This is a genomic window from Sphingomonas sp. (assembly GCF_039595165.1).
Classification (GTDB): domain Bacteria; phylum Pseudomonadota; class Alphaproteobacteria; order Sphingomonadales; family Sphingomonadaceae; genus Sphingomonas.
The window spans coordinates 23,900-44,124 of the sequence record NZ_JBCNMA010000024.1 but is presented as its reverse complement, the minus strand read 5'-3'; the positions used below and the strand labels follow the sequence as shown (position 1 = coordinate 44,124).

At 68.6% G+C, this 20,225-nt stretch carries 20 protein-coding genes; 5 read left to right on the top strand and 15 right to left on the bottom strand.

All coding sequences use genetic code 11. The features are described from left to right. A partial coding sequence (locus tag ABDV68_RS06675) for a TetR/AcrR family transcriptional regulator (RefSeq protein ID WP_343518961.1) occupies nucleotides 1-267 on the bottom strand: 267 nt, incomplete at its 3' end. 225 nt (nucleotides 268-492) lie between these two features. On the opposite strand from ABDV68_RS06675, the gene ABDV68_RS06670 reads away from it, so the two are divergent. Both ABDV68_RS06670 and ABDV68_RS06665 read left to right on the top strand, forming a co-directional pair. Next, nucleotides 493-2,769, top strand: coding sequence for a TonB-dependent receptor (locus ABDV68_RS06670; protein WP_343518960.1), 2,277 nt, complete (start codon nucleotides 493-495; stop codon nucleotides 2,767-2,769). A gap of 106 nt (nucleotides 2,770-2,875) precedes the next feature. Continuing rightward, nucleotides 2,876-4,150: an MFS transporter gene (locus tag ABDV68_RS06665; protein WP_343518959.1), complete on the top strand. Its 1,275-nt coding sequence runs from the start codon at nucleotides 2,876-2,878 to the stop codon at nucleotides 4,148-4,150. Here the strand turns inward: ABDV68_RS06665 and ABDV68_RS06660 are convergent. Next, nucleotides 4,147-4,314, bottom strand: coding sequence for a hypothetical protein (locus ABDV68_RS06660; RefSeq protein WP_343518958.1), 168 nt, complete (start codon nucleotides 4,312-4,314; stop codon nucleotides 4,147-4,149). The two genes, ABDV68_RS06665 and ABDV68_RS06660, sit on opposite strands and share 4 nt — an antisense overlap. Next, complete coding sequence (locus tag ABDV68_RS06655) at nucleotides 4,314-5,888, bottom strand: peptide chain release factor 3 (protein WP_343518957.1); 1,575 nt, start codon at nucleotides 5,886-5,888, stop codon at nucleotides 4,314-4,316. Before ABDV68_RS06655 ends, ABDV68_RS06660 begins: the two co-directional genes overlap by 1 nt. Nucleotides 5,889-6,042: 154 nt before the next feature. Here ABDV68_RS06655 and ABDV68_RS06650 point away from each other — a divergent pair, with 154 nt between their 5' ends. Next, on the top strand, nucleotides 6,043-6,873 hold the full coding sequence (locus ABDV68_RS06650; protein WP_343518956.1) for an alpha/beta hydrolase: 831 nt from the start codon (nucleotides 6,043-6,045) through the stop codon (nucleotides 6,871-6,873). Nucleotides 6,874-6,910: 37 nt separating this feature from the next. On the opposite strand, the gene ABDV68_RS06645 is transcribed toward ABDV68_RS06650, so the two are convergent. The 10 genes from ABDV68_RS06645 to rpmI all read right to left on the bottom strand — a co-directional run bounded on the left by ABDV68_RS06645 (nucleotide 6,911) and on the right by rpmI (nucleotide 15,697). Then, complete coding sequence (locus ABDV68_RS06645) at nucleotides 6,911-7,960, bottom strand: glycoside hydrolase family 43 protein (protein ID WP_343518954.1); 1,050 nt, start codon at nucleotides 7,958-7,960, stop codon at nucleotides 6,911-6,913. 14 nt (nucleotides 7,961-7,974) lie between these two features. After that, nucleotides 7,975-8,838: an aldose 1-epimerase family protein gene (locus ABDV68_RS06640; protein WP_343518953.1), complete on the bottom strand. Its 864-nt coding sequence runs from the start codon at nucleotides 8,836-8,838 to the stop codon at nucleotides 7,975-7,977. Further along, nucleotides 8,838-9,455, bottom strand: a complete 618-nt coding sequence (locus ABDV68_RS06635; RefSeq protein ID WP_343518952.1) for a glutathione S-transferase family protein — start codon at nucleotides 9,453-9,455, stop codon at nucleotides 8,838-8,840. The genes ABDV68_RS06640 and ABDV68_RS06635 overlap by 1 nt, the downstream gene beginning before the upstream one ends. Further along, the gene (locus tag ABDV68_RS06630) at nucleotides 9,452-10,201 is read right to left on the bottom strand and encodes an SDR family NAD(P)-dependent oxidoreductase (protein WP_343518951.1); all 750 of its coding nucleotides are present in this window, start codon (nucleotides 10,199-10,201) and stop codon (nucleotides 9,452-9,454) included. The genes ABDV68_RS06635 and ABDV68_RS06630 overlap by 4 nt, the downstream gene beginning before the upstream one ends. Nucleotides 10,202-10,329: 128 nt before the next feature. Continuing rightward, nucleotides 10,330-12,741: a phenylalanine--tRNA ligase subunit beta gene (gene pheT, locus ABDV68_RS06625; RefSeq protein WP_343518949.1), complete on the bottom strand. Its 2,412-nt coding sequence runs from the start codon at nucleotides 12,739-12,741 to the stop codon at nucleotides 10,330-10,332. Then, nucleotides 12,738-13,820 carry a phenylalanine--tRNA ligase subunit alpha gene (gene pheS / locus ABDV68_RS06620; protein ID WP_343518948.1) on the bottom strand — a complete coding sequence of 361 codons (1,083 nt, stop codon included), beginning with the start codon at nucleotides 13,818-13,820 and terminating at the stop codon, nucleotides 12,738-12,740. Before pheS ends, pheT begins: the two co-directional genes overlap by 4 nt. Before the next feature lie 37 nt (nucleotides 13,821-13,857). After that, nucleotides 13,858-14,160 carry a GIY-YIG nuclease family protein gene (locus ABDV68_RS06615; protein ID WP_343518947.1) on the bottom strand — a complete coding sequence of 101 codons (303 nt, stop codon included), beginning with the start codon at nucleotides 14,158-14,160 and terminating at the stop codon, nucleotides 13,858-13,860. Between the two features lie 132 nt (nucleotides 14,161-14,292). After that, nucleotides 14,293-14,916, bottom strand: a complete 624-nt coding sequence (locus ABDV68_RS06610) for a LysE family translocator (protein ID WP_343518945.1) — start codon at nucleotides 14,914-14,916, stop codon at nucleotides 14,293-14,295. 198 nt (nucleotides 14,917-15,114) lie between these two features. Beyond that, complete coding sequence (rplT, locus tag ABDV68_RS06605; RefSeq protein ID WP_010543146.1) at nucleotides 15,115-15,480, bottom strand: 50S ribosomal protein L20; 366 nt, start codon at nucleotides 15,478-15,480, stop codon at nucleotides 15,115-15,117. Between the two features lie 13 nt (nucleotides 15,481-15,493). After that, nucleotides 15,494-15,697, bottom strand: a complete 204-nt coding sequence (gene rpmI / locus ABDV68_RS06600; RefSeq protein WP_265118137.1) for a 50S ribosomal protein L35 — start codon at nucleotides 15,695-15,697, stop codon at nucleotides 15,494-15,496. A gap of 156 nt (nucleotides 15,698-15,853) precedes the next feature. On the opposite strand from rpmI, the gene ABDV68_RS06595 reads away from it, so the two are divergent. Together ABDV68_RS06595 and ABDV68_RS06590 are read left to right on the top strand one after the other, a co-directional pair. Continuing rightward, nucleotides 15,854-18,001, top strand: coding sequence for an AsmA family protein (locus ABDV68_RS06595; RefSeq protein ID WP_343518944.1), 2,148 nt, complete (start codon nucleotides 15,854-15,856; stop codon nucleotides 17,999-18,001). Between the two features lies 1 nt (nucleotide 18,002). Further along, entirely contained in the window at nucleotides 18,003-18,428 is a 426-nt protein-coding gene (locus ABDV68_RS06590; protein ID WP_343518943.1) for a VOC family protein, read from the top strand. 148 nt (nucleotides 18,429-18,576) lie between these two features. Here the strand turns inward: ABDV68_RS06590 and hisN are convergent, their stop codons facing one another. After that, the gene (hisN, locus tag ABDV68_RS06585; RefSeq protein ID WP_343518942.1) at nucleotides 18,577-19,359 is read right to left on the bottom strand and encodes a histidinol-phosphatase; all 783 of its coding nucleotides are present in this window, start codon (nucleotides 19,357-19,359) and stop codon (nucleotides 18,577-18,579) included. Nucleotides 19,360-19,397: 38 nt separating this feature from the next. Continuing rightward, on the bottom strand, nucleotides 19,398-20,204 hold the full coding sequence (locus ABDV68_RS06580; RefSeq protein WP_343518941.1) for a DUF1134 domain-containing protein: 807 nt from the start codon (nucleotides 20,202-20,204) through the stop codon (nucleotides 19,398-19,400). Nucleotides 20,205-20,225 lie beyond the last annotated feature (21 nt).

The window sequence follows — 20,225 nt, the reverse complement described above, 5'->3', positions numbered from 1 at the left end:
GATCGCGGGGGCGACATGCTCGCGCACCTGCTCGCTCATGTCGCGCACCAGCGCGCGGAACACCGCGTCCTTCGAATCGAAATAGGTGTAGAAGCTGCCGAGCGCGACGCCGGCGCGGCGCGTGATCCCGCTGATCGAGCCTTCGTGAAAGCCCTTTTCGCCGAACTCGGCGGCGGCGGCGTCGAGGATCGTGCGCAAGGTGCGGCGGCCGCGCGCGGTGCGCGGTTCCTTGCCCTCGCTCGCCGCGCCTTCGCTCTTCGCGACCATCCCCGCCCCGACTGTGGCTGCCGTGCCACGATTCTGCGTCATTCGCGCCTCTCCCGCATCCGGAAGTTGAAACCCGGTTCAGGTTTCACTATAGCGTCCTCCAACGTCTTACAAGCCGTGGGAGCGCCGCGGCTGCAATCTGGGGAGGAAGCCTTGATGCTACGCCTGATTCCGTCTGCCCGCACGCTTCTCGGCACGGGTGCCGCATTGGGCGCGCTCGTCGCCATGCCCGCGCTCGCGCAGGACGCGCCGGCCGATACCGCCGCGGCCGAGGAAGAGGCCGCACCGGGCGAGATCGTCGTCACCGCGCGCCGCCGCGAGGAAAGCCTGCTCGACGTGCCGATCGCGGTGACCGCCTATAGCGGTGCGCAGCTCGAGGCGGCGGGCGCGATCGACGTCACCGACATCGCCGCGACCACCCCCAACGTCACGCTCGAAGTGTCGCGCGGCACCAACAACACGCTCTCCGCCTTCATCCGCGGCGTCGGCCAGCAGGACCCGGTCGCGGGCTTCGAGGCGGGCGTCGGCATCTATCTCGACGATGTCTATCTCAACCGCCCGCAGGCGGCGGTGATGGACATCTACGACGTCGAGCGGATCGAGGTGCTGCGCGGGCCGCAGGGCACGCTCTATGGCCGCAACACGATCGGCGGCGCGGTCAAGTACGTCACCAGGCGGCTCGGCAACACGCCCACGCTCAAGATCAAGGGCACTTACGGCAGCTATGACCAGGCCGACGGCGTCATCAGCGGCAGCCTGCCGATCGGCGACGGCACCGTGCGGATCGGCGCGGCGGCGGCGCGGCTGTCGCGCGGCGGCTTCGGCGAGAACCTGACCACCGGCCTCGAGAATTACAACAAGGACATCTGGGCGGCGCGCGGGACGATCGAGATCGTGCCGAGCGACGAGGCGTTCGTGCGCATCACCGGCGACTACACCAAGGACAAGAGCAACCCGCGCGGTGGTCACCGCCTGATCCCGTCGCTCGCCACCGGCGCGCCGGTGCTCGGCAACGTCTATGACAGCCGCGGCGGCCTCGTCGCGCCGGCGCAGGATGTGGAGGCCTGGGGCTTCTCCGGCCTGCTCGAGTTCCGCCCGGCCGAGTGGCTCACCTTCCGTGCGATCACCGGCTATCGCAAGGACGACAGCTCGACCCCGATCGACTTCGACGCGCTGCCAGCGGTCGATGTCGACGTGCCAGCCTTCTACAACAACGAGCAGCTCAGCCAGGAAATCCAGTTCCTGATCGATACCGGCGATTTCAACGGTCTGATCGGCGGCTATTGGCTCGACGCCAAGGCGCGCACCGTGTTCGACGTGCGTACCCCGGGCACCGTCACCGCGCTGACCTTTGGCGAGGTCGAGACCAAGACCGGCGCGATATTCGGCGACTTCACCTACGACATCGGCAAGATCAGCCTGTCGGTCGGCGGGCGCTACACCTGGGACCGCCGCGAATCGATCGTCCAGCGCAACGTCTATCTCGGGAGCTCGCCCTTCTTCGGCGGCACCACCGCGCCGATCCTCCGCCAGACCGATTTCCGCGGCAAGGCCGACTTCAGCAAGTTCACCCCGCGCGCCTCGATCAGCTTCAAGCCGACGCCGGATCACACGATCTACGCCTCCTATTCGAAGGGCTTCAAGGGGGGCGGCTTCGACCCGCGCGGCGTCGGCATCTCGGCGCCCGATCTCAACGGCAACGGCGTCGGCGGCGCCGGTGGCGACCAGGAGGACATCTACAACTTCCTGTCGTTCGATCCCGAGACGGTCGACAGCTATGAAGCGGGCTGGAAGGCGTCGCTGTTCGACCGCCGCCTGACCTTCGCGCTGGCCGGCTTCTATGCCGAGTACAAGGACGTTCAGGTGCCGGGCTCGGTCGGCGTCACCGCCGGGGGGATCACCACCTTCGCCGGCATCACCACCAATGCCGGCAAGGCCGAGTTCAAGGGCGTGGAGTTCGAGGGCAATCTCGTCGCGGCGCGCGATTTCGGCACCGCGGGCGGCACGCTCAACCTCGGCTGGTCGCTCGGCTATCTCGATGCCAAGTACAAGCAGTTCATCGACGCGCGCGGCATCGACGTTGCGGACCGCCGCAAGATCCAGAACACCCCCGACTGGACCGCGTCGGGCACGATCGCCTACACCGCGCCGGTCGGCGACGGCTCGGTCAACTTCAACACCACCTTGTCCTATCGCGGCGATAGCCAGCAGTTCGAGTTGAAGACGCCGGGCCTCGACCAGCCGGGCTATGCGCTGTGGGACGCGAACCTGGTGTGGGACATCAACGAGACCTTCTCGATCGGCGTCCATGGCCGCAACCTGACCGACAAGCGCTACATCGTCGCGGGCTACAACTTCCTGCGTCAGAACCCCGACACCGGCCAGTTCATCCTGGCGAACGGGCAGCCGGGGATCAGCTCGACGCTGGGCGCCGAGGGCGTGCTCACCGCCTATTACGGCAACCCGCGCCAGGTGTTCGTCAGCGGCACGGTGAAGTTCTAGGGTCTGGCAAGTTCTGATCGCGTTTTGAATAACGGTTTGGCAGACTGACTTGGCCGGGCGCTCGCAGCGGGCGTCCGGCCAACGCATTTTCGAAGGGGAGGGACGGATGGCACAGAGCGGCACGCCACAAGCAGGCCATGGCACGCCCGGCTATCGCGCGCTGGTGCTCGCGATGCTGCTGCTGGTCTATACCTTCAACTTCCTCGACCGGCAGATCCTCGGCATCCTCGTCGCGCCGATCAAGGCGGACCTCCAGCTCACCGACACGCAGCTCGGCGCGCTCGGCGGGATCGCCTTCGCCTTTCTCTATTCGACTCTCGGCGTGCCGCTCGCGCTGCTCGCCGACCGCACCAGCCGCACCTGGGTGGTCACTGCGTCGCTCACCGTGTGGAGCGGGTTCACCGCCTTGTGCGGCCTCGCCACCGGCTTCTGGAGCCTGTTTCTCTCGCGCATCGGCGTCGGCGTGGGCGAGGCCGGCGGCGTCGCGCCCTCCTATGCGATCATCGCCGACTATTTCCCGCCCGAACAACGCGCGCGGGCGCTCGCCATCTATTCGCTCGGCATCCCGATCGGTCTCGCCTCGGGTACCTTGCTCGGCGCGTGGATCGCCGCGACCGTCGACTGGCGCGCGGCGTTCATCGTCGTCGGCCTCGCCGGCGTCGTCATCGCCCCGGTCTTCCGCCTCGTCGTCAAGGAGCCGCCGCGCCCCGCCACCACCGCCGAACGCGTGCCGCTCGGCGAGGTGTTCGGCATCCTCGCAAGGAAGCGGAGCTTCTGGCTGATGGCGTTTGCCGCCGGGTTCAGCTCGATGTGCGGCTATGGCCTCGCCTTCTGGGCGCCGTCGGTGCTGATCCGCAGCTTCGGCCTCGACCTGCGCACGACCGCCTTGTTCTTCGGGTCGGTGCTGCTGGTCGGCGGCACGATCGGCGTGTTCATGGGCGGCTGGCTCGCCGACCGGCTGGGGCAGGGCGACCGCGGCGTCTATGCCAAGCTGCCCGCCGTCGCGTGGCTGATCACCGTGCCGCTGTTCGCCGGCGCGTTCCTGACGAACAACGTGACGCTCGCTTGGTTCCTGTTCCTGATCCCCAACGGGCTCAACATCCTGTGGCTCGGCCCGGTCACCACCGCGGTCCAGCACCTTGTCCCGCCGCACATGCGCGCGACGGCGAGCGCGAGCTTCCTCTTGATCAACAATCTGATCGGGCTCGGTGCGGGTTCCTGGGTGATGGGTGCGATGTCGGACGCGATGACCGCGAGCTACGGCAACGAAGCGCTGCGCTACGCGGCGGTGAGCGCGCTCAGCTTCTACCTGGTCGCCGCGGTGCTGATGCTGCTGGCGGTCAAGCCCCTGCGCGGCGACTGGGTGAAGGAGGCGGCCTAGCCCGGCCGCCGCATCCCCTTGGTGCGGCTGGTGAGGTGCCAGTCGCGGCACAAGGCGCAGCGATAGACGCGCAGCGTGATCCGCGCGTCGCGCGCCACCTGCATCGCTTCCTCTTCGGTCCGGAACCGCCGCTTGCGCGCGCAGATTCCGGGCCGCGTCTTCATCAGCGCTCGCGCGTCGCCATGAACTTCACCCTGGAATAGCGGTCGGCGACATAGCCGACTTCCCAGGCCGACTTGGCGAGGAACACCGGGTTGCCGTCGCGATCCTTGGCCATTGCGGTGCGATTGAGGTCCATGAATTCCTTCACGTCGCCCGCCTCGCCGCCGATCCAGCGCGCGGTGTCGAACGGCGCCGGCTCGAGCACCGCGCCGACTTTGTACTCGGCGTCGAGGCGCGAGAGCAGCACGTCGAGCTGGAGCTGGCCGACCACGCCGATGATCCAGTTCGACCCGATCTCGGGATAGAAGACCTGGATCACGCCCTCTTCGGAGAGGTCGTCGAGCGCCTTGCGCAGCTGCTTGGTCTTGGTCGGGTCCTTGAGCTGCACGCGGCGCAGGATCTCCGGCGCGAAATTGGGCAGGCCGGTGAAGCGGATGCCGGCCTTCTCGCTCAGCGTGTCGCCGACGCGCAGCGTGCCGTGGTTGGGGATGCCGATGATGTCGCCGGGGAAAGCTTCGTCGGCCAGCTCGCGTTGCTGCGCGAAGAACATGATCGGCGAGTGGATCGCGATCGGTTTGCCATGGCCCGAGGGGGTGAGCTTCATGCCGCGCTTGAAGGTACCCGAAACCAGCCGCATGAACGCGATGCGGTCGCGGTGCTTGGGATCCATGTTCGCCTGCACCTTGAACACGAAGCCGGTGACTTCGCTGTTGTCGGGCGAGACCGGCGCGGGCTCGGCGGGGAGCGCATGCGGCGGCGGCGCGTGGCGCGCGATCGCGTCGATCAGCGAATCGACCCCGAATTCCTTGAGCGCCGAGCCGAAATAGACCGGGGTGAGGTCGCCGTTGCGATACGCTTCGCCGTCGAACGACGCATAGCCCGCCAACGCCAGCTCGGCGTCCTCGCGCAGCTTGGCGAGGTTCTGTTCGCTGACGATCGCGTCGAGCTGCGGATCGTCGAGGCCGCTGGTCTGCACTACCTTGCCCTGGAATTCGCGGCTGTCGCCCTCGGGGAGCAGCAGGCGGTCGGCGACGAGGTCGTACACCCCCTCGAACGTGCCGCCCATGCCGACCGGCCAGGTCATCGGCGCGACGTCGAGCTGAAGCAGCTCGGCGATCTCGTCGAGCGTCTCGAACACCTCGCGGCCCTCGCGGTCGACCTTGTTGACGAAGGTGATGATCGGCACGTTCCTGAGGCGGCACACCTCGAACAGCTTGCGCGTCTGGCTCTCGATGCCCTTGGCGACGTCGATCACCATGACGGCCGAATCGACCGCGGTCAGCGTGCGGTAGGTATCTTCCGAGAAATCCTCGTGGCCCGGCGTGTCGAGCAGGTTGAAGGTCACCCCGTCGCGCTCGAAGGTCATCACCGACGAGGTCACCGAGATGCCGCGCTGCTGCTCGATCTTCATCCAGTCCGATCGCGCGCGCCGCGCGGCGCCGCGCGCCTTGACCTCGCCGGCGAGATGGATCGCACCGCCGAACAGCAGCAGCTTCTCGGTCAGCGTGGTCTTGCCGGCGTCGGGGTGGGAGATGATCGCGAAGGTGCGGCGACCAGGAATCACATTCTCGGGCATCGCGGCCCTCTAGCGGCAAGTGGCCCGCGAATCGAGCGTTTCGCGATTGGAAACGATCGCTTTCGAACGTTGCACTTTGAGCGACTCGGACGGAAGCGTAACGGTGCCGCCACGCCACGTGTCCCGCGAGGCGATCCAGCCAAGGATGCGAGCCATGAGCACCATCACCACCAGCGACGGCACCGAGATCTTCTACAAGGATTGGGGTCCGCGCGACGCGACGCCGATCGTCTTCCACCATGGCTGGCCGCTCAGCGCGGACGACTGGGACAACCAGATGCTGTTCTTCTTGGCACGCGGCTATCGCGTGATCGCGCACGACCGCCGCGGGCACGGCCGATCGTCGCAGACCTGGGAAGGCAATGAGATGGACACCTATGCCGCCGATGTCGCGGCGCTGGTCAAGGCGCTCGACCTCAAGGGCGCGATCCATGTCGGCCATTCGACCGGCGGCGGCGAGGTGGCGCATTACGTAGCCCGCGCCGAGCCGGGGCGCGTCGCCAAGGCGGTGCTGATCGGCGCGGTGCCGCCGGTGATGGTCAGGAAAGACAGCAATCCCGAGGGCCTGCCGCTCGAGGTGTTCGACGGCCTGCGCGAGGCGCTCCTCGCCAACCGCGCGCAATTCTACATCGATCTGCCCACCGGACCCTTCTACGGCTTCAACCGCGAGGGCGCGAAGGTCAGCCAGGGGCTGATCGACAATTGGTGGCGCCAGGGCATGATCGGCGGCGCCAAGGCGCATTACGACTGCATCAAGGCGTTCAGCGAGACCGACTTCACCGAGGATCTGAAGGCGATCGAGGTGCCGGTGCTGGTGATGCACGGCACCGACGACCAGATCGTGCCCTATCACGATTCGGCGCCGAAGGCGGTCGAGCTGCTCCGCAACGGCACGCTCAAGACCTATGAGGGCCTGCCCCACGGCATGTGCGCGACGCATCCCGAGGTGGTGAACCCCGACCTGCTCGCCTTCATCGAAAGCTGAGGACGGCGGCGGCGGGTTTCGGCCCCGCCGCCTTGGTTCAGCCGCGCACCGGTCCGTCGGGCGCTGGCGGCATGAATTGCGGAACGCCGCGGGCGTCGAAGCGCACATGTTCCGCCCGGGCATGGCGATTGGGATCGAACAGCGGATTGCCCTTGATCTCGCGATAGTCGCGCGCGTGATAGACGATCACCGGCCGTCCCGCGGCGTCGGTCGTGAAGCTGTTATGGCCCGGCCCGAACACGCCCGCCGCCGCGTCGGTCGCGAGCACCGGCACCGGCGACTTGGTCCACGACGCCGCGTCCATCAGGTCGGCGCCGGCCGCGGCGCTGAGCATCCCCATGCAGTAGCGCGCGTCGGTGGCGCTCGCCGAATAAGTGAGGAACAGCCGCCCGCCATGCGCGAGCAGCGCGGGTCCTTCATTGACCTTGTAGCCCTGCACTTCCCAGTCGAGCTCGGGGACGGTCAGCCGCACCGGCGGCCGCGCCAGCGTGGTCGGCGTGGCGAGCGGGGCGAGGTAGAGGTTGCTGTTGGTCTTGATCCCCGGCTCGGCCTGCGCCCAGCACAGATAGCGCGTGCCGCGATGCTCGAAGCTGGTCGCGTCGAGCGCGAAGCTGTCCCACGGCGTCTCGAGCTGGCCGAGCAAGGTCCAGCGCGCCGCCATCGGATCGGGGTCGGCGCTCGCCAGCACATAGGTGCGGATGCGGAACTTCTCGTCGCCGTCGCCCGCGGCGAAATAGACGTGCCAGCGCCCGTCGAAGCGGTGCAGCTCGGGTGCCCAGATATAGCCCGCCATCCGCCCGCTTACCGGCCGGCGCCACAGCACCGCCTCGGTGGCGTCGGCCAGGCCAGCGAGCGTCGCCGCGCGGCGCAGCACGATCCGGTCATATTCGGGGACCGACGCGGTGAAATAATAGCTTCCGCGATGGCGCGTGACGTGCGGGTCGGCGCGCTGGCGCACCAGCGGGTTGGTCCAGCCCTCGCGCGTTCCGCCCGCCCCGCGCGCCGCACAGCCCCCCGCGACGAAGCCCAGTGGCATCGCCGCAGCGGCGGCGATCAGGGTACGGCGGGGGAGCATCGCGTCGGTCATGGGCGCTCCGATGGTCAGGGCTGCAGCGTCACCCGCATGGCATAGGTTCGCCGTTCGCCGGGCGCCAGCCGCTCGATGCCCGGCTTGTCCCGGATCTCGCCGGCGAAGCCGATGGGATCGGCATGGCCCTGCCACGGCTCGACGCAGATGAAGCGCGCGCCCGGCTTGGTCCAGATCGCCAGCGTCGGCATGTCCGCAAAGGCGATGTCGAGCTGCGGGCCGGTCTTCCCGCCATAGCGCAGCGCTCGGCTGGCCGGCGCTTCCCACACCAGCGCATCTTGCGCGAACAGCTCGTCGCGCAGCCATAGCGTGTCGCCCTCGACCGGCGTGTCGCGTTCCGGCGCGCCGATCAGCCCGCTCTCGATCCGGTTGAGCCTGGCAGGCTCGTCCCGCGCGAAGACGATGCGATGGTCCTCCTTGGCGCCGCCGCCGGGCAGCGGCCAGGCGAAGGCCGGGTGGAAGCCGAAGCTTGCGGGCATGTCGCGCGAGTCACGGTTGGTGACGGCCACGTCCATCGCCAGCGTCGCGCCGTCGAGGGCGAACATGGCATCGAGCGCGAAGGCAAAGGGATAGACCAGCCGGGTCTCGGCATCATCCTCGAGCCGGAACAGCGCCCGATCCGCCGCCTGCTCGACCACCGCGAATTCCCGCCGCCGCGCGAAGCCGTGCTGAGGCAAAGCATATTCCTTGCCGTCGAGCCGGTAGACGCCGCCATTGAGCGCGCCCACGATCGGGAACAGCAGCGGCGCGCGACCCGTCCAATAGGCGGGGTCGGCATCGGTCATCAGCTCGCGGCCGGCGGCATCGGTCAGGCTGGAAAGCTCCGCGCCGAGCGGGGCGATCCGTGCCCTGAGCGTGTCGTTGGCGATTTCGATCATCAGTCGCGGTCGGGCGCGCCGAGCGGGAAATAATGACGGAACGGCCGGGCTTCCTCGATCGCCCGGGCGAAGCTCGGCCGTGCGCTGAGCCGGGCGCGATAGGCGCGCAGCGCGGCATGCTCGGCCGGGACCGGATGCACCCAATCGGCGTAGAAGAGCGAAGGGCCCGCAGCGCAGTCGGCCAGCCCGAACTCGAACGCGGCCCATTGCCGGCCCGCCATATGCGCGTCGAGCCAGCCATAGGCCTTGTCGAGCGTCGCGCGCGCTTCGGCGACGCCGTGCGGGTCCTTGGCGTCCGCCGGCCGCATCGCGTCGCCGACGATCTTCTGCAGCGGCGTCATCACATAATTGTCGAAGACGCGGTCGAGCAGCCGCGCCTCGATCCCGCCGGCCAGGAAATGCGGCGCGACGTGCTCGATGATGATGCTCGCCTCGGGCAGCGTCCAGTCGCCGTCGACCAGCACCGGGAAGCGCTTGAGCGGCCACAGCGCCTTGAACTCGGCGTTCACCGCGGGGTCGGGTCCGACGACGCGGAACTCGAACGCGGTCACGGTCTCGTACAGCGCGATCAGCGCCTTCTGGCAATAGGAGGAGAAAGGATGGCCGTAGAGGATCATTGCGCGTCCCGATGTACCGCGAAGCCGGCAAACGACTGATTGACCGGCATCATTTCCATCACGTTGATGTTGAGATGCGGCGGGAGCGAAGCGACCCACAGGATCATCGCGGCGATGTCCTCGGACGTCATCGGGTTCGCGCCGCCATAGAGCTTGTCCGAGGCTTCCTGGCTGCCGGTGCGCACCAGCGTGAACTCGGTCTCGGCCATGCCCGGCTCGATCGAGGTGACGCGCACCCCGGTGCCGGCGAGGTCCGAGCGCAGCGACAGGCTGAACTGGTGCACGAACGCCTTGGTCCCGCCATAGACGTTGGCGCCGAGATAGGGGTAGGTCGCGGCGACCGAGGACAGGTTGATGATCGCGCCGCGACGCTCGACCAGGGTCGGCAGCAGCTTGTGGGTGATCTCGACCAGCGCGGTGACGTTGGTGTCGATCATCACCCGCCAATTGTCGAGCGAAGCCTCCTGCGCCTTCTCGGTCCCCCGCGCGAGGCCGGCATTGTTGACCAGCAGGTCGATGCCGCGGAACGCCTCGGGCAGCGTGTCGAGCGCGGCGTCGCGCGCGGCTTCGTCGCGAATGTCGAACACGGCCGGGTGGAATCTGTCGTCGCCGAGCTCGGCCTGGAGCGCCTCGAGCCGGTCGGCGCGCCGCCCGGTCCCGATCACGCGCCAGCCGGCGGCGGTGAAGGCGCGCGATGCGGCCGCGCCGAAGCCCGATGTCGCGCCGGTGATGAGTGCGGTCTTCATGCCGTTCCTTTCTTCGTCATCCCGGCCCCGTGCCGGGATCCACCGCGCGTCGGCCGGCGCGGATCAGGTTCCTGTTCATCGCTCACGGCAGCGTGGATCCCGGCACGGGGCCGGGATGGCGGGTCGGGTCAGCCTCTCAGCACCCCGCCCAGTTTCGCCGCCGCGGCGACGACCTTGTCCGCCACCGCCTTGATCTCGGCGTCGGTGAAGCTCTTCTCGCCGGGCTGCAGCGTCACCTCCACCGCGAGGCTCTTGCTGCCCTCCTCGACGCCGGCGCCGGTGAACAGGTCGAACAGCCGCGCATCGGTGATCGTGGCCTTGTCCGCGCCCTTGACCGCGCGGACGAGGTCGCCCGCCGCCAGCCCGGCCGGCACGATGAAGGCGAAGTCGCGCGTCACCGCCTGCAGCGCGGGCGGCGTATAGGGCGCACGCATGAAGCCCGTCGCGCGCTTGGCGGGAATCGCGTCGAGGAAGATCTCGACCGCCGCGACCGGGCCGTCGAGGTCGAACCGCTTGAGCAATGCCGGATGCAGCATGCCGAAGGCGGCAAGCATGGTCTTGGGACCGAGCCGCAAGGTCGCGGACTGGCCCGGATGCCAGGCATCGCCGGCCTCACCCATCACCCGCAGATTGCCGACCGGCGCGCCCGCGGCCTCGAGCAGCGCCAGCGCCTCGGCCTTGGCGGCATAGGCGGTGAAGGGCTGCGCCTTGCCGCTCGCCCAGCCGCGTGGCGTCGCGTCGCCCGCCAGCACCGCGGTGAGCGTCAGCTTCTCGGCGTCCGCGAGATAGCGGCGGCCGATCTCGAACAGGCGCACGCTCGTCGCGCCGCGCTTGAGGTTGCGCCCCGCCGCCATCAGCAGGCCGGGGAGCAGCGAGGGGCGCATGACCTTCAAGTCCTCGCTGATCGGATTGGCGAGGGTCCAGGCGCCGCCGCCGAAGGGCGCGGCTTCCGGCTCGGCGATGAAGCTCCACGTCACCGCTTCGTTGAGCCCCCGCGCCGCCGCGGTGCGGCGCATGCGGCGCTCGAGCTTCTGCTCGGGCGTCGCGGTGGGCTTGGCGACGCCGGCCTCGCACGGCAGCGGGGTCGAGGGCACCTTGTCGATGCCCTCGATGCGGATCACTTCCTCGACCAGGTCGGCGGGGCCGTCGACGTCACGACGCCAGCTCGGCGCGGTGACGCGGAAGGCGTCGAAGCCTTGGGCAAGCTCGACCGGATCGCCATTCGCATCGAGCGGCTCGACGGTGAAACCGAGCGATTCGAGAATGTCCTTCTGGCGTTCGGCCGGGATGGCGAGACCGCCGAGCGTCTCGGCCAGCGCGGGATCGTAGCCGAGCGTCAGCCCGACCTGCGGCGGCGTGCCCGCGCGCGTGACCCCGCTCGCCGTCCCGCCGCACAGCTCGACCACCAGCCGCGTCGCGATGGCGAGCCCGTCGTCGAGGAACGCCGGATCGACCCCCCGCTCGAAGCGCGAGCGCGCGTCCGAGGTCAGCATCAGCTTCTGCCCGGTACGCGCGATATGCTCCGGATCGAAATAGGCGCATTCGATCAGCACGTCGGTGGTGCTCTCGGAGCAGCCCGATTCCTCGCCGCCCATGATCCCGCCGATGTCGTGGACCGCCACGTCGTCGGCGATCACGGTCATCGTCGCGTCGAGCGTATAGGTCTTGCCGTTGAGCGCCAGCACCTGCTCGCCGTCCCTGGCCTTGCGCGCGACGAGGCTGCCGCTGAGCTTGGCGCGGTCGTAGACGTGGAGCGGCCGGCCGAGATCGACGCTCACATAGTTGGTGATGTCGACCAGCGCGCTGATCGGCTTCTGCCCGATCGCCTTCAGGCGCGCCTGCATCCATTCGGGCGAGGCGCCGTTGACGACTCCGCTCACCGACTGGCCGTAGAAGGCCGGGCAGCCCTCGGGGTCGAGCGTCGCGACGTCGGGCCCCGGGCCTTCGCCCGCCACCGGCTCGACCGCGAGCGGCTTGAGCGTCCCCAGCCCCGCCGCGGCGAGGTCGCGCGCGATGCCGCGCACGCCCATGCAGTCCGGCCGGTTGGGGGTGATCGACACGTCGAACACCGGGTCGTTGAGCCCCGCATAATCGGGGAAGCTCGTGCCGACCGGCGCGTCCTCGGGCAGCTCGATGATCCCGTCATGATCGTCGCCGAGCTCGAGCTCGCGGCTCGAGCACATCATGCCGTTCGAATCGACGCCACGCACCGCGGCGACCTTGAGCACCATGCCGTTGGCGGGGACGGTCGCCCCGGGGAGCCCAAGCACGCCGACGAGGCCCGCGCGCGCATTGGGAGCGCCGCACACGACCTGGAGGGGCACGCCGTCCCCGGTGTCGACGGTCAGCACCTGCAGCTTGTCGGCCTGCGGATGGCGCTCGGCGGTGAGCACCTTCGCGACGCGGAACGCCGCGAGCTTCTCGCCCGGATTCTCGATGCCCTCGACCTCCAGCCCGATGCGGGTCAGCGCCGCGTCGATCTGGTCGAGCGTCGCGTCGGTGTCGAGATGCTCCTTGAGCCAGGACAGGGTGAACTTCATGCGCCGACTCCTCCCGACAGCGTGGGCACGTCGAGCGCCGAGAAGCCGTAATGCCTGAGCCAGCGCAGGTCGCCGTCGAAGAAGGCGCGCAGATCGTCCATCCCGTATTTGAGCATCGCCAGGCGATCGATCCCGCAGCCGAAGGCGAAGCCCTGCCACTGGTCGGGGTCATAGCCGCCGGCTTCGATCACCTTGCGGTGGACCATGCCGCTGCCGAGCACCTCCATCCAGCCTTCGGACCCGCCGATCACGCGCTTGCCGTTGACGATCGAGAAGCCGACATCGACCTCCGCCGACGGCTCGGTGAAGGGAAAGTAGCTGGGCCGAAGCCGCAGCACGATGTCGTCGCGCTCGAAGAACGCCTTGAGGAAGGTCTCGAGCGTCCATTTGAGGTGGCCGAGCGTGATGCCCTTGTCGATCACCAGCCCCTCGACCTGGTGGAACATCGGGGTGTGAGTGGCGTCGCTATCTGAGCGATAGGTGCGCCCGGGCGCGATGATCCGCACCGGCTTGTCGCCGCCCGCCGCCTTCATCGCGCGGATCTGCACCGGCGAGGTGTGGGTGCGCAGCACCATCGGCGTTTCATGCTCGCCGGCGAGGTAGAAGGTGTCGTGCATCGCCCGCGCGGGATGCGTCTCGGGAATGTTGAGCGCGCTGAAATTGTGCCAGTCGTCCTCGATCTCGGGCCCGGTCGCGACCGCGAAGCCCAGGTCCGCGAAGATCTCGGCGAGCTCGTCCATCACCTGGCTCACCGGGTGAACGCTGCCTGCGGGCACGCCGTCGGCCGGCAGCGTCATGTCGAGCGTCTCGGCGGCGAGCTTCGCCTCGAGCGCCGCGTCCTCCAGCGCCGCCTTGCGCGCCGCGATCGCCTCGGTCACCGCCTCGCGCAGCGCATGGATGCGCGGGCCGGTTTCCTGGCGCTCCTCCGGGCTCATCGCGCCCAGCGTCTTGAGCAGCCCGGTGACGGCGCCCTGCTTGCCGAGCGCATGCACGCGCACCGCGTCGAGCGCCTCGACGCCCGCCGCGGCATCGATCGAGGCGAGCAATTCGGCCCTGAGTTGGTCGAGATCGGTGGTCAATGTCTTACTCCGCCATCCCGCGCGGACGGGAATCCAATCAAAGCGGCTCGAAGCCCAGCCCGACGGCGAGGTCAACCCATTCCGGATTGGATTGCTCGATCAGGTTCAGTTTCCAGTCGCGATTCCATTTCTTGATGCGCTTTTCCCGGACGATAGCGGCTTCCATCTCGCCGTGCATTTCGTACCAGACGAGCTTCAATGCCTTGTGCTTGCTCGCGAAGCCTTTGGTGACGCCTTCGCGGTGGTTGTGGAGACGGCCGAGCAGATCAGAGGTGACGCCGGTGTAGAGGGTGCCGGCACGCCCGCTCGCCAGGATGTAGACGCAGGGTTGCTTTTCCATCCTTCTCCTCCCCCTCGTCATCCCCGCGAAGGCGGGGATCCATTCACGCTGCCGTTTCGAAAGAACCGCACCGCCAGCCAGAATGGGTTCCCGCCTTCGCGGGAATGACGGACTTAAGAACTAATCCGCTGCCTAAACCCGGCTTCCGAACAGCGCCGCGCCGAACGCGACGAAGATCCCGCCCGTGACCCGGTTGAACAGCCGCTGGCGGTTGACCGGCGCGAGCCATGCGGCGAGCGAGCGGCCGCCCAGCGCATAGACGCCGTACCAGAAGGTCTCGATCACGATGAAGCTCGCCACCAGGATCGCGAGCTGCGGCGCGAACGGCCTGGCCGGGTCGAGGAATTGCGGGAACAGCGCCGCGGCGAAGACGATCAGCTTGGGATTGGAAAAGCCGGTGCCGAGGCCGGTCGCGTACATCGCGCGGAGCGAGGGCGGGGCGGGCTTCCCGGCGTCCGCGTCGCCGCCGCCGACCGGCGCGCGCCACGCCTTGATGCCGAGCCAGACGAGATAGGCGACGCCGGCATAACGCAGCACGTCGAACAGCATCGGCGACGCCTTGAGCAGCGCGCCGAGCCCCGCCGCGGAGGCGAACAGGCAGGCGAGCACGGCGGTCATCAGCCCCGCCATCGACGCGACCGAGCGGCGCACGCCGTGATGGATGCTCTGGGCCATGACGTGCAGCATGTTCGGCCCCGGCGTCGCGGCGATCAGGAACACGGCGGTGACATAGAGCCACCAGGTCTGGAGCGTCATGGTTTTTCCCTTCTGCACCGTCATCCCCGCGCAGGCGGGGATCCATTCAACCTGCATTCTCGGAAAGAGCCGCACCGTCAGCCTGAATGGATTCCCGCCTTCGCGGGAATGACGATGGGGTTTTAGAAGCGTCCCGAAACCAAAAAGGGCGCCGGTGTCTCCACCGGCGCCCCATTTGTTCGATCGCGTGCAGCGGCCTCAGGCGGCCTGGGGCAGCGCCGCCTTCGCCTGCGCGATGATGGCGGTAAACGCCTCGCCCTCGTGCATCGCGATGTCAGCCAGGACCTTCCGGTCCAGTTCGATACCAGCGAGCTTCAGGCCGTGCATGAATTGCGAATAGGTCAGGCCCTCGGCGCGGACGCCGGCGTTGATGCGCTGGATCCACAGGGCGCGGAAGCTGCGCTTCTTCACCTTGCGGTCGCGATAGGCGTACTGGCCGGCCTTCTCGACGGCCTGGCGCGCGATGCGGATGGTGTTCTTGCGACGGCCATAATAGCCCTTCGCCTGATCCAGAATCCGCTTGTGCTTCGCCTTGGTGGTCGTACCACGCTTGACACGTGCCATGGTCTGCTACTCCTTACTTGAGGCCGTAGGGCGCCCAGAGGCGCACATGGCCGGCATCGGAGTCGGACAGGACCGACGTGCCGCGGTTGGTGCGAATATATTTCGCGTTATGGCTGCTCAGCCGGTGGCGCTTGCCGGCGACGCCGTGCTTCACCAGGCCGGTCGCGGTGAATTTGAAGCGCTTCTTCACACCGCTCTTGGTCTTCATCTTGGGCATTTTCGTCTCCTTTTACGCGCGACGATCTCGAACGGCCCCGGCAGCCCTAGTTAGCCGGGCAGTTCCCCTGAATCGCGGAAAGGCGGGCCATTAGCGGGAAAGGTCGCGGAATGCAACCGCAGGGAACTCGCTAAGGCTACGAGTCTTTTCAGCGACATGGCCGACCGGGATTCTCCGATCGCCGCGGCGGACTCGATTCCCGTCGACCCGCCGGTGAGCGACAAGCCAGCGGAAGAAAAGCGCCGCTGGCCGCGCCCGCTCGTCATCGCGCTGCGGGTGATCGGCGGCATCCTGCTCGCGCTGTTCCTCGCCTGGGCGATCCTCTACATCACCAAGGGGCGGTTCCTCAAAGGCACGTTCGAGCGGATCGCGAGCAACGCCGCCGGGCGCGAGGTGCGCGTCGCGGGCGACTTCCAGTTCTACTTCAACCCGATCAACGTGAAATACGTCTCGGAGGGCCTTACCGTCTCCAACCCGGCTTGGGCGCGCGGCGGCAATTTCTTCGAAGCGAAGCGGATCGAGGCCAATGTCGCGACCTTCTCGTTCATCTGGGGCGAGCGGCGGATCAACATCCTCGACCTTCAGGGCGGTACGGTCGACCTGCGCTGGGACGAAGCGGGCCGGCGCAACAGCTGGACTTTCAGCGAGGAGAAGGGCGAGCCGCTCGACCTGCCGCTGATCCGCCGCGCGGTCGTCGCCGGCACCCGCGTGCGCTACCGCGACCCGCGCCTGCGGCTGACCGCCGACATCACGGTCGACACGGTCGAGGCGCGCGACGACCGTTTCGCCAACTCGATCCGCTTCCGCGGCGAGGGCACCGCGCGCGGCACCCCCTTCACCTTGTGGGGCGCATTGCTCTCGCCCAACGCGACCGTGGCCGGCGGGCACAACCAGCTCGCGCTGCGCATCAACGGCGTGCGCACCCGCGCCGACATCACCGGCACGCTGCCCGGCGCGACCGAGATCGAGGGCGCCAAGCTCGATGCCGATGTGCGCGGGCAGAACCTCGCCGACGCCTTTGCCGTGTTCGGCATCGCGGTGCCCGACACGCGCAACTACCGGCTGCGCTCGGCGCTGACCAAGCAAGGCGACGAATGGCGCTTCACCGGCCTGCGCGGGCGGTTCGGCGAGAGCGACCTCGCCGGGCGGATGACGGTGCGGATCGGCGAGCCGCGGCTGTTCCTCGACGCCGACCTCGTGACGCGCGCGCTCGACATCGTCGATGCCGGGCCGTTCATCGGCTACAGCCCGCGGGCGTCGGCCGCAGGTGCGGTGACCGAGCATGTCGGCGGCACCACCCGTATCCTCCCCGACGCGCCGCTCCGGGTCGAGGCGCTGCGCAACTTCGACGCGCGCGTGAACTGGAAGGTCGCGCGCGTGCGCGCCGAGGAGCTGCCGCTCAGCGACATCACCCTCGGCCTCAGCCTCGACGACCGGCTGCTCAAGCTCTCGCCGTTCAACTTCGCGATGGCGCGCGGCACGGTCAGCTCGGACATCACGATCAACGCCCGCAACCCCGCGGTCTTCACCGACTATGATATCCGCCTTTCGCCGACGCCGATGGGGGTGCTGCTCAAGGGCCTCGGGGTCGAGGAATCGGGCACCACGGGAACGCTGAAAGCGCGGGTCAAGATGACCGGCACCGGGGACAGCGTGCGCAAGTCGCTCGCCGCCTCCAACGGGCGGATCGCGGTGATCCTGCCGCGCGGCAGCTTCTGGACGCGCAACGTCCAGCTGTCCGAGCTCGACATCGGCACCTTCATCCAGAAGATGTTCGAGGGCCGCTTGAAGGAGCCGGTGCAGATCAATTGCGGCCTGATCGGCTTCACCGTGCGCAACGGGATCGCGGCGGCCGATCCGATCCTGATCGACACGCAGAAGAACGTCATGCTCGGCCGCGGCGGCTTCAGCTTCCGCAACGAATCGCTCGACCTCGCCTTCCGCGCCGACGGCAAGAAGTTCAGCCTGTTCGCCGGCCAGTCGCCGGTCGGCATCGGCGGCACGTTCGCGCGACCGAGCATCGACGTGATCAGCCCCGAGCTGCTCGGGCGCGCGGGCGCCGGGCTCGGGCTCGGCGTGGTGGCGACGCCGGTCGCCTCGCTCCTCGCCTTCGTCGATGTCGGCGACGCCAAGTCGGCCGATTGCGGCCCGGTGCTCGCGGGCGCCACCGCGCGGGCGCAGCGCGACACCAAGGGGCGCCTGCGCGACGATGTCGGCAAGGGCACCACCGCCAAGTCGGAGGACGGCAGCCGCTCGAAGGACGAGCGCAGGAAGCAACGCAAGAAGTTCCTGGGAATTTTCTGAGATGAAACCACGGCTTTCCGTCCTCACCCTGGGCGTTGCCGATCTCGAACGGTCGCTCGCCTTCTATCGCGACGGCCTCGGGCTGCCGAGCGAGGGCATTGTCGGGCGCGAGTTCGAGCATGGCGCGGTCGCCTTCTTCCAGCTCGCGGGCGGCGTACGGTTGGCGATCTGGGCGCAGGACGACATCGTCCACGACACCGGCCTCGCCAGGACGCCCGCCAGCCCCACCGCCTTCACCCTCGGCCACAATGTGTCGCGTCGTGAGGAGGTGGCCGAGGTGATCGAACAGGCGCGCCGCGCCGGCGCCGAGATCGTCAAGGAACCGCGGGACACCTTCTACGGCGGCCATGCCGGCTATTTCCGCGATCCCGACGGCCATCTCTGGGAAGTCGTGTGGAACCCCGCCGCGTTTCCCGACGGCGATTGATTCGGCGACTTGCAATGTTGGAATTCGTCTGCTTGGCTGGCGCAGCCGGAGCGATTCGGGCTCTTTGACAGGACGGGCGCGCATCCGGCGGTTGACGGCCTCGCGCAGGACGTCGCGATAGTGTCAACCTAGTGTGAACTTCCGGCGCTCAATGCCCTCGGCAGGCGAGCGCATCGATGATCTCCTCGATCCGCGCCGGATCGCCCGCCGCGATCACCTCGCCGATGCTGCCGGCATGGAGCGGGTCGCCGAGCCAGTCGCACATCCGCCCGCCCGCGCCCTCGACCACCGGCACCAGGGCGGCGAAGTCGTGGAGCTTGAGGCCGGCCTCGATCACCAGGTCGAGATGGCCCGAAGCGACCAGGCCGTAATTATAGCAGTCACCGCCCAGCACCGTGCTCATCACCGCGGCGTCGACATGCTCGAAGGCGTGGAGCTGGTCGTCGCTGAACAAAGCGGGCGAGGTGGTGGCGAGCAGCGCCTTGGAGAGCTCGCGGCAGGTGCGCGCCACCGCGGGCTTGCCGTTGAACAGCGTCTCGCGCCCGGTGACGCCGAGCCAGCGTTCGCCGATGATCGGCTGGTCGATGATGCCGAGCACCGGCCAGCCGTCCTCGAGCAGCGCGATCAGCGTGCCGAAGATCGGGCGGCCGACGATGAAGCTGCGCGTGCCGTCGATCGGGTCGAGCACCCAGGTCCGGCCGCTGGTGCCGGGGCGGTCCTCCTCCTCCTCGCCGACGATGCCGTCCATCGGCCGTTCGGCGATGATCAGCCGCCGCATCGCCGCCTCGGCCTCCTTGTCGGCGAGCGTCACCGGCGAGGCGTCGGCCTTGGCCTCGAGCCCGTGCTCGGCGCGGAAATAGGGGCGGATCGCAGCGCCCGCCGCATCGGCGAGGCGCTCGGCGAGTTCGATATCGGCTTGGGAGACGGGCATGGTGCGGCCCTAGCCGCGCTGCGCGGGTCCTGCCAAGCTCAGAAGGGGAACCAGCGGCTCTTCTCGCTGAACTTCATGTAGCCGACATTGGCGCCGAGCCGCCAGCCGACGCCGAGCCGCACCGGGATCAGCACCACGTCGCCGCGGCGCAGATAAGTGGCGGAAAAGCCGCCGACGAAATAGACGCGGCCCTCGCCCGCCGGGAAGCGCTTGTAGAGCTCCTGGCTGTCGTAGAGATTGTAGACCAGCACGAACACCTTGTTGGCGTCGCCGCCGATGTCGAAGCCGACCGAAGGCCCGGTCCAGAACACCTTGCGCTCGCCCTCGACCGCGTGGACCATCTGGCCCGAGCCGTAGCGCAGCCCGACGACGATCGCGCCCGAGCCTTCGCTGCCCGCGATATAGGCGTTGGGCTCGCCCTGCTCCTTGAGGATGTCCTCGATCAGCGCGGCGAGGCCGCTCGCGCCCTTGCCGAACACGCCCTCGGCCGCGGCGACGAGGCGGACGCGGTCGAAGGTGGTGGGCGCGTCGGGCTTGGCGAGGCCGTTGGCGCCGGCCACGGGCGCGGCGGTGGTTGCCGGGGGCGCGGTCGTGACGGGCGCGGCGTCCCCCGTCGCGCGATCGGCGGGCGGGGTATAGTCGGCGCCGGGATCGACCGCCTCGTCGGCCGGCGGCGGCGCCTCGTCCGCGGGAATCGCGTCCCGCGCGGGCGCGACGACGGTCTGCGGCTGGTCGAGGTCGGCGTCGATCGCGCTGTTGGGATCGACGGTGCGGATGCTCTGCGCCAGCGCCGGCCCGGCGGGGACCGCCAGTGCCATCATCAACCCGATCAATACGCGCCGCATTGGTAAACCCTCCCGCCAGCC

Coding starts and splice junctions, on each gene's coding strand:
- ABDV68_RS06670 (WP_343518960.1), top strand. CDS start 493: ATGCCCGCGCTCGCGCAGGACGCGCCGGCCGATACCGCCGCGGCCGAG.
- ABDV68_RS06665 (WP_343518959.1), top strand. CDS start 2,876: ATGGCACAGAGCGGCACGCCACAAGCAGGCCATGGCACGCCCGGCTAT.
- ABDV68_RS06660 (WP_343518958.1), bottom strand. CDS start 4,314: ATGAAGACGCGGCCCGGAATCTGCGCGCGCAAGCGGCGGTTCCGGACC.
- ABDV68_RS06655 (WP_343518957.1), bottom strand. CDS start 5,888: ATGCCCGAGAATGTGATTCCTGGTCGCCGCACCTTCGCGATCATCTCC.
- ABDV68_RS06650 (WP_343518956.1), top strand. CDS start 6,043: ATGAGCACCATCACCACCAGCGACGGCACCGAGATCTTCTACAAGGAT.
- ABDV68_RS06645 (WP_343518954.1), bottom strand. CDS start 7,960: ATGACCGACGCGATGCTCCCCCGCCGTACCCTGATCGCCGCCGCTGCG.
- ABDV68_RS06640 (WP_343518953.1), bottom strand. CDS start 8,838: ATGATCGAAATCGCCAACGACACGCTCAGGGCACGGATCGCCCCGCTC.
- ABDV68_RS06635 (WP_343518952.1), bottom strand. CDS start 9,455: ATGATCCTCTACGGCCATCCTTTCTCCTCCTATTGCCAGAAGGCGCTG.
- ABDV68_RS06630 (WP_343518951.1), bottom strand. CDS start 10,201: ATGAAGACCGCACTCATCACCGGCGCGACATCGGGCTTCGGCGCGGCC.
- pheT (WP_343518949.1), bottom strand. CDS start 12,741: ATGAAGTTCACCCTGTCCTGGCTCAAGGAGCATCTCGACACCGACGCG.
- ABDV68_RS06615 (WP_343518947.1), bottom strand. CDS start 14,160: ATGGAAAAGCAACCCTGCGTCTACATCCTGGCGAGCGGGCGTGCCGGC.
- ABDV68_RS06610 (WP_343518945.1), bottom strand. CDS start 14,916: ATGACGCTCCAGACCTGGTGGCTCTATGTCACCGCCGTGTTCCTGATC.
- rplT (WP_010543146.1), bottom strand. CDS start 15,480: ATGGCACGTGTCAAGCGTGGTACGACCACCAAGGCGAAGCACAAGCGG.
- rpmI (WP_265118137.1), bottom strand. CDS start 15,697: ATGCCCAAGATGAAGACCAAGAGCGGTGTGAAGAAGCGCTTCAAATTC.
- ABDV68_RS06595 (WP_343518944.1), top strand. CDS start 15,854: ATGGCCGACCGGGATTCTCCGATCGCCGCGGCGGACTCGATTCCCGTC.
- ABDV68_RS06590 (WP_343518943.1), top strand. CDS start 18,003: ATGAAACCACGGCTTTCCGTCCTCACCCTGGGCGTTGCCGATCTCGAA.
- hisN (WP_343518942.1), bottom strand. CDS start 19,359: ATGCCCGTCTCCCAAGCCGATATCGAACTCGCCGAGCGCCTCGCCGAT.
- ABDV68_RS06580 (WP_343518941.1), bottom strand. CDS start 20,204: ATGCGGCGCGTATTGATCGGGTTGATGATGGCACTGGCGGTCCCCGCC.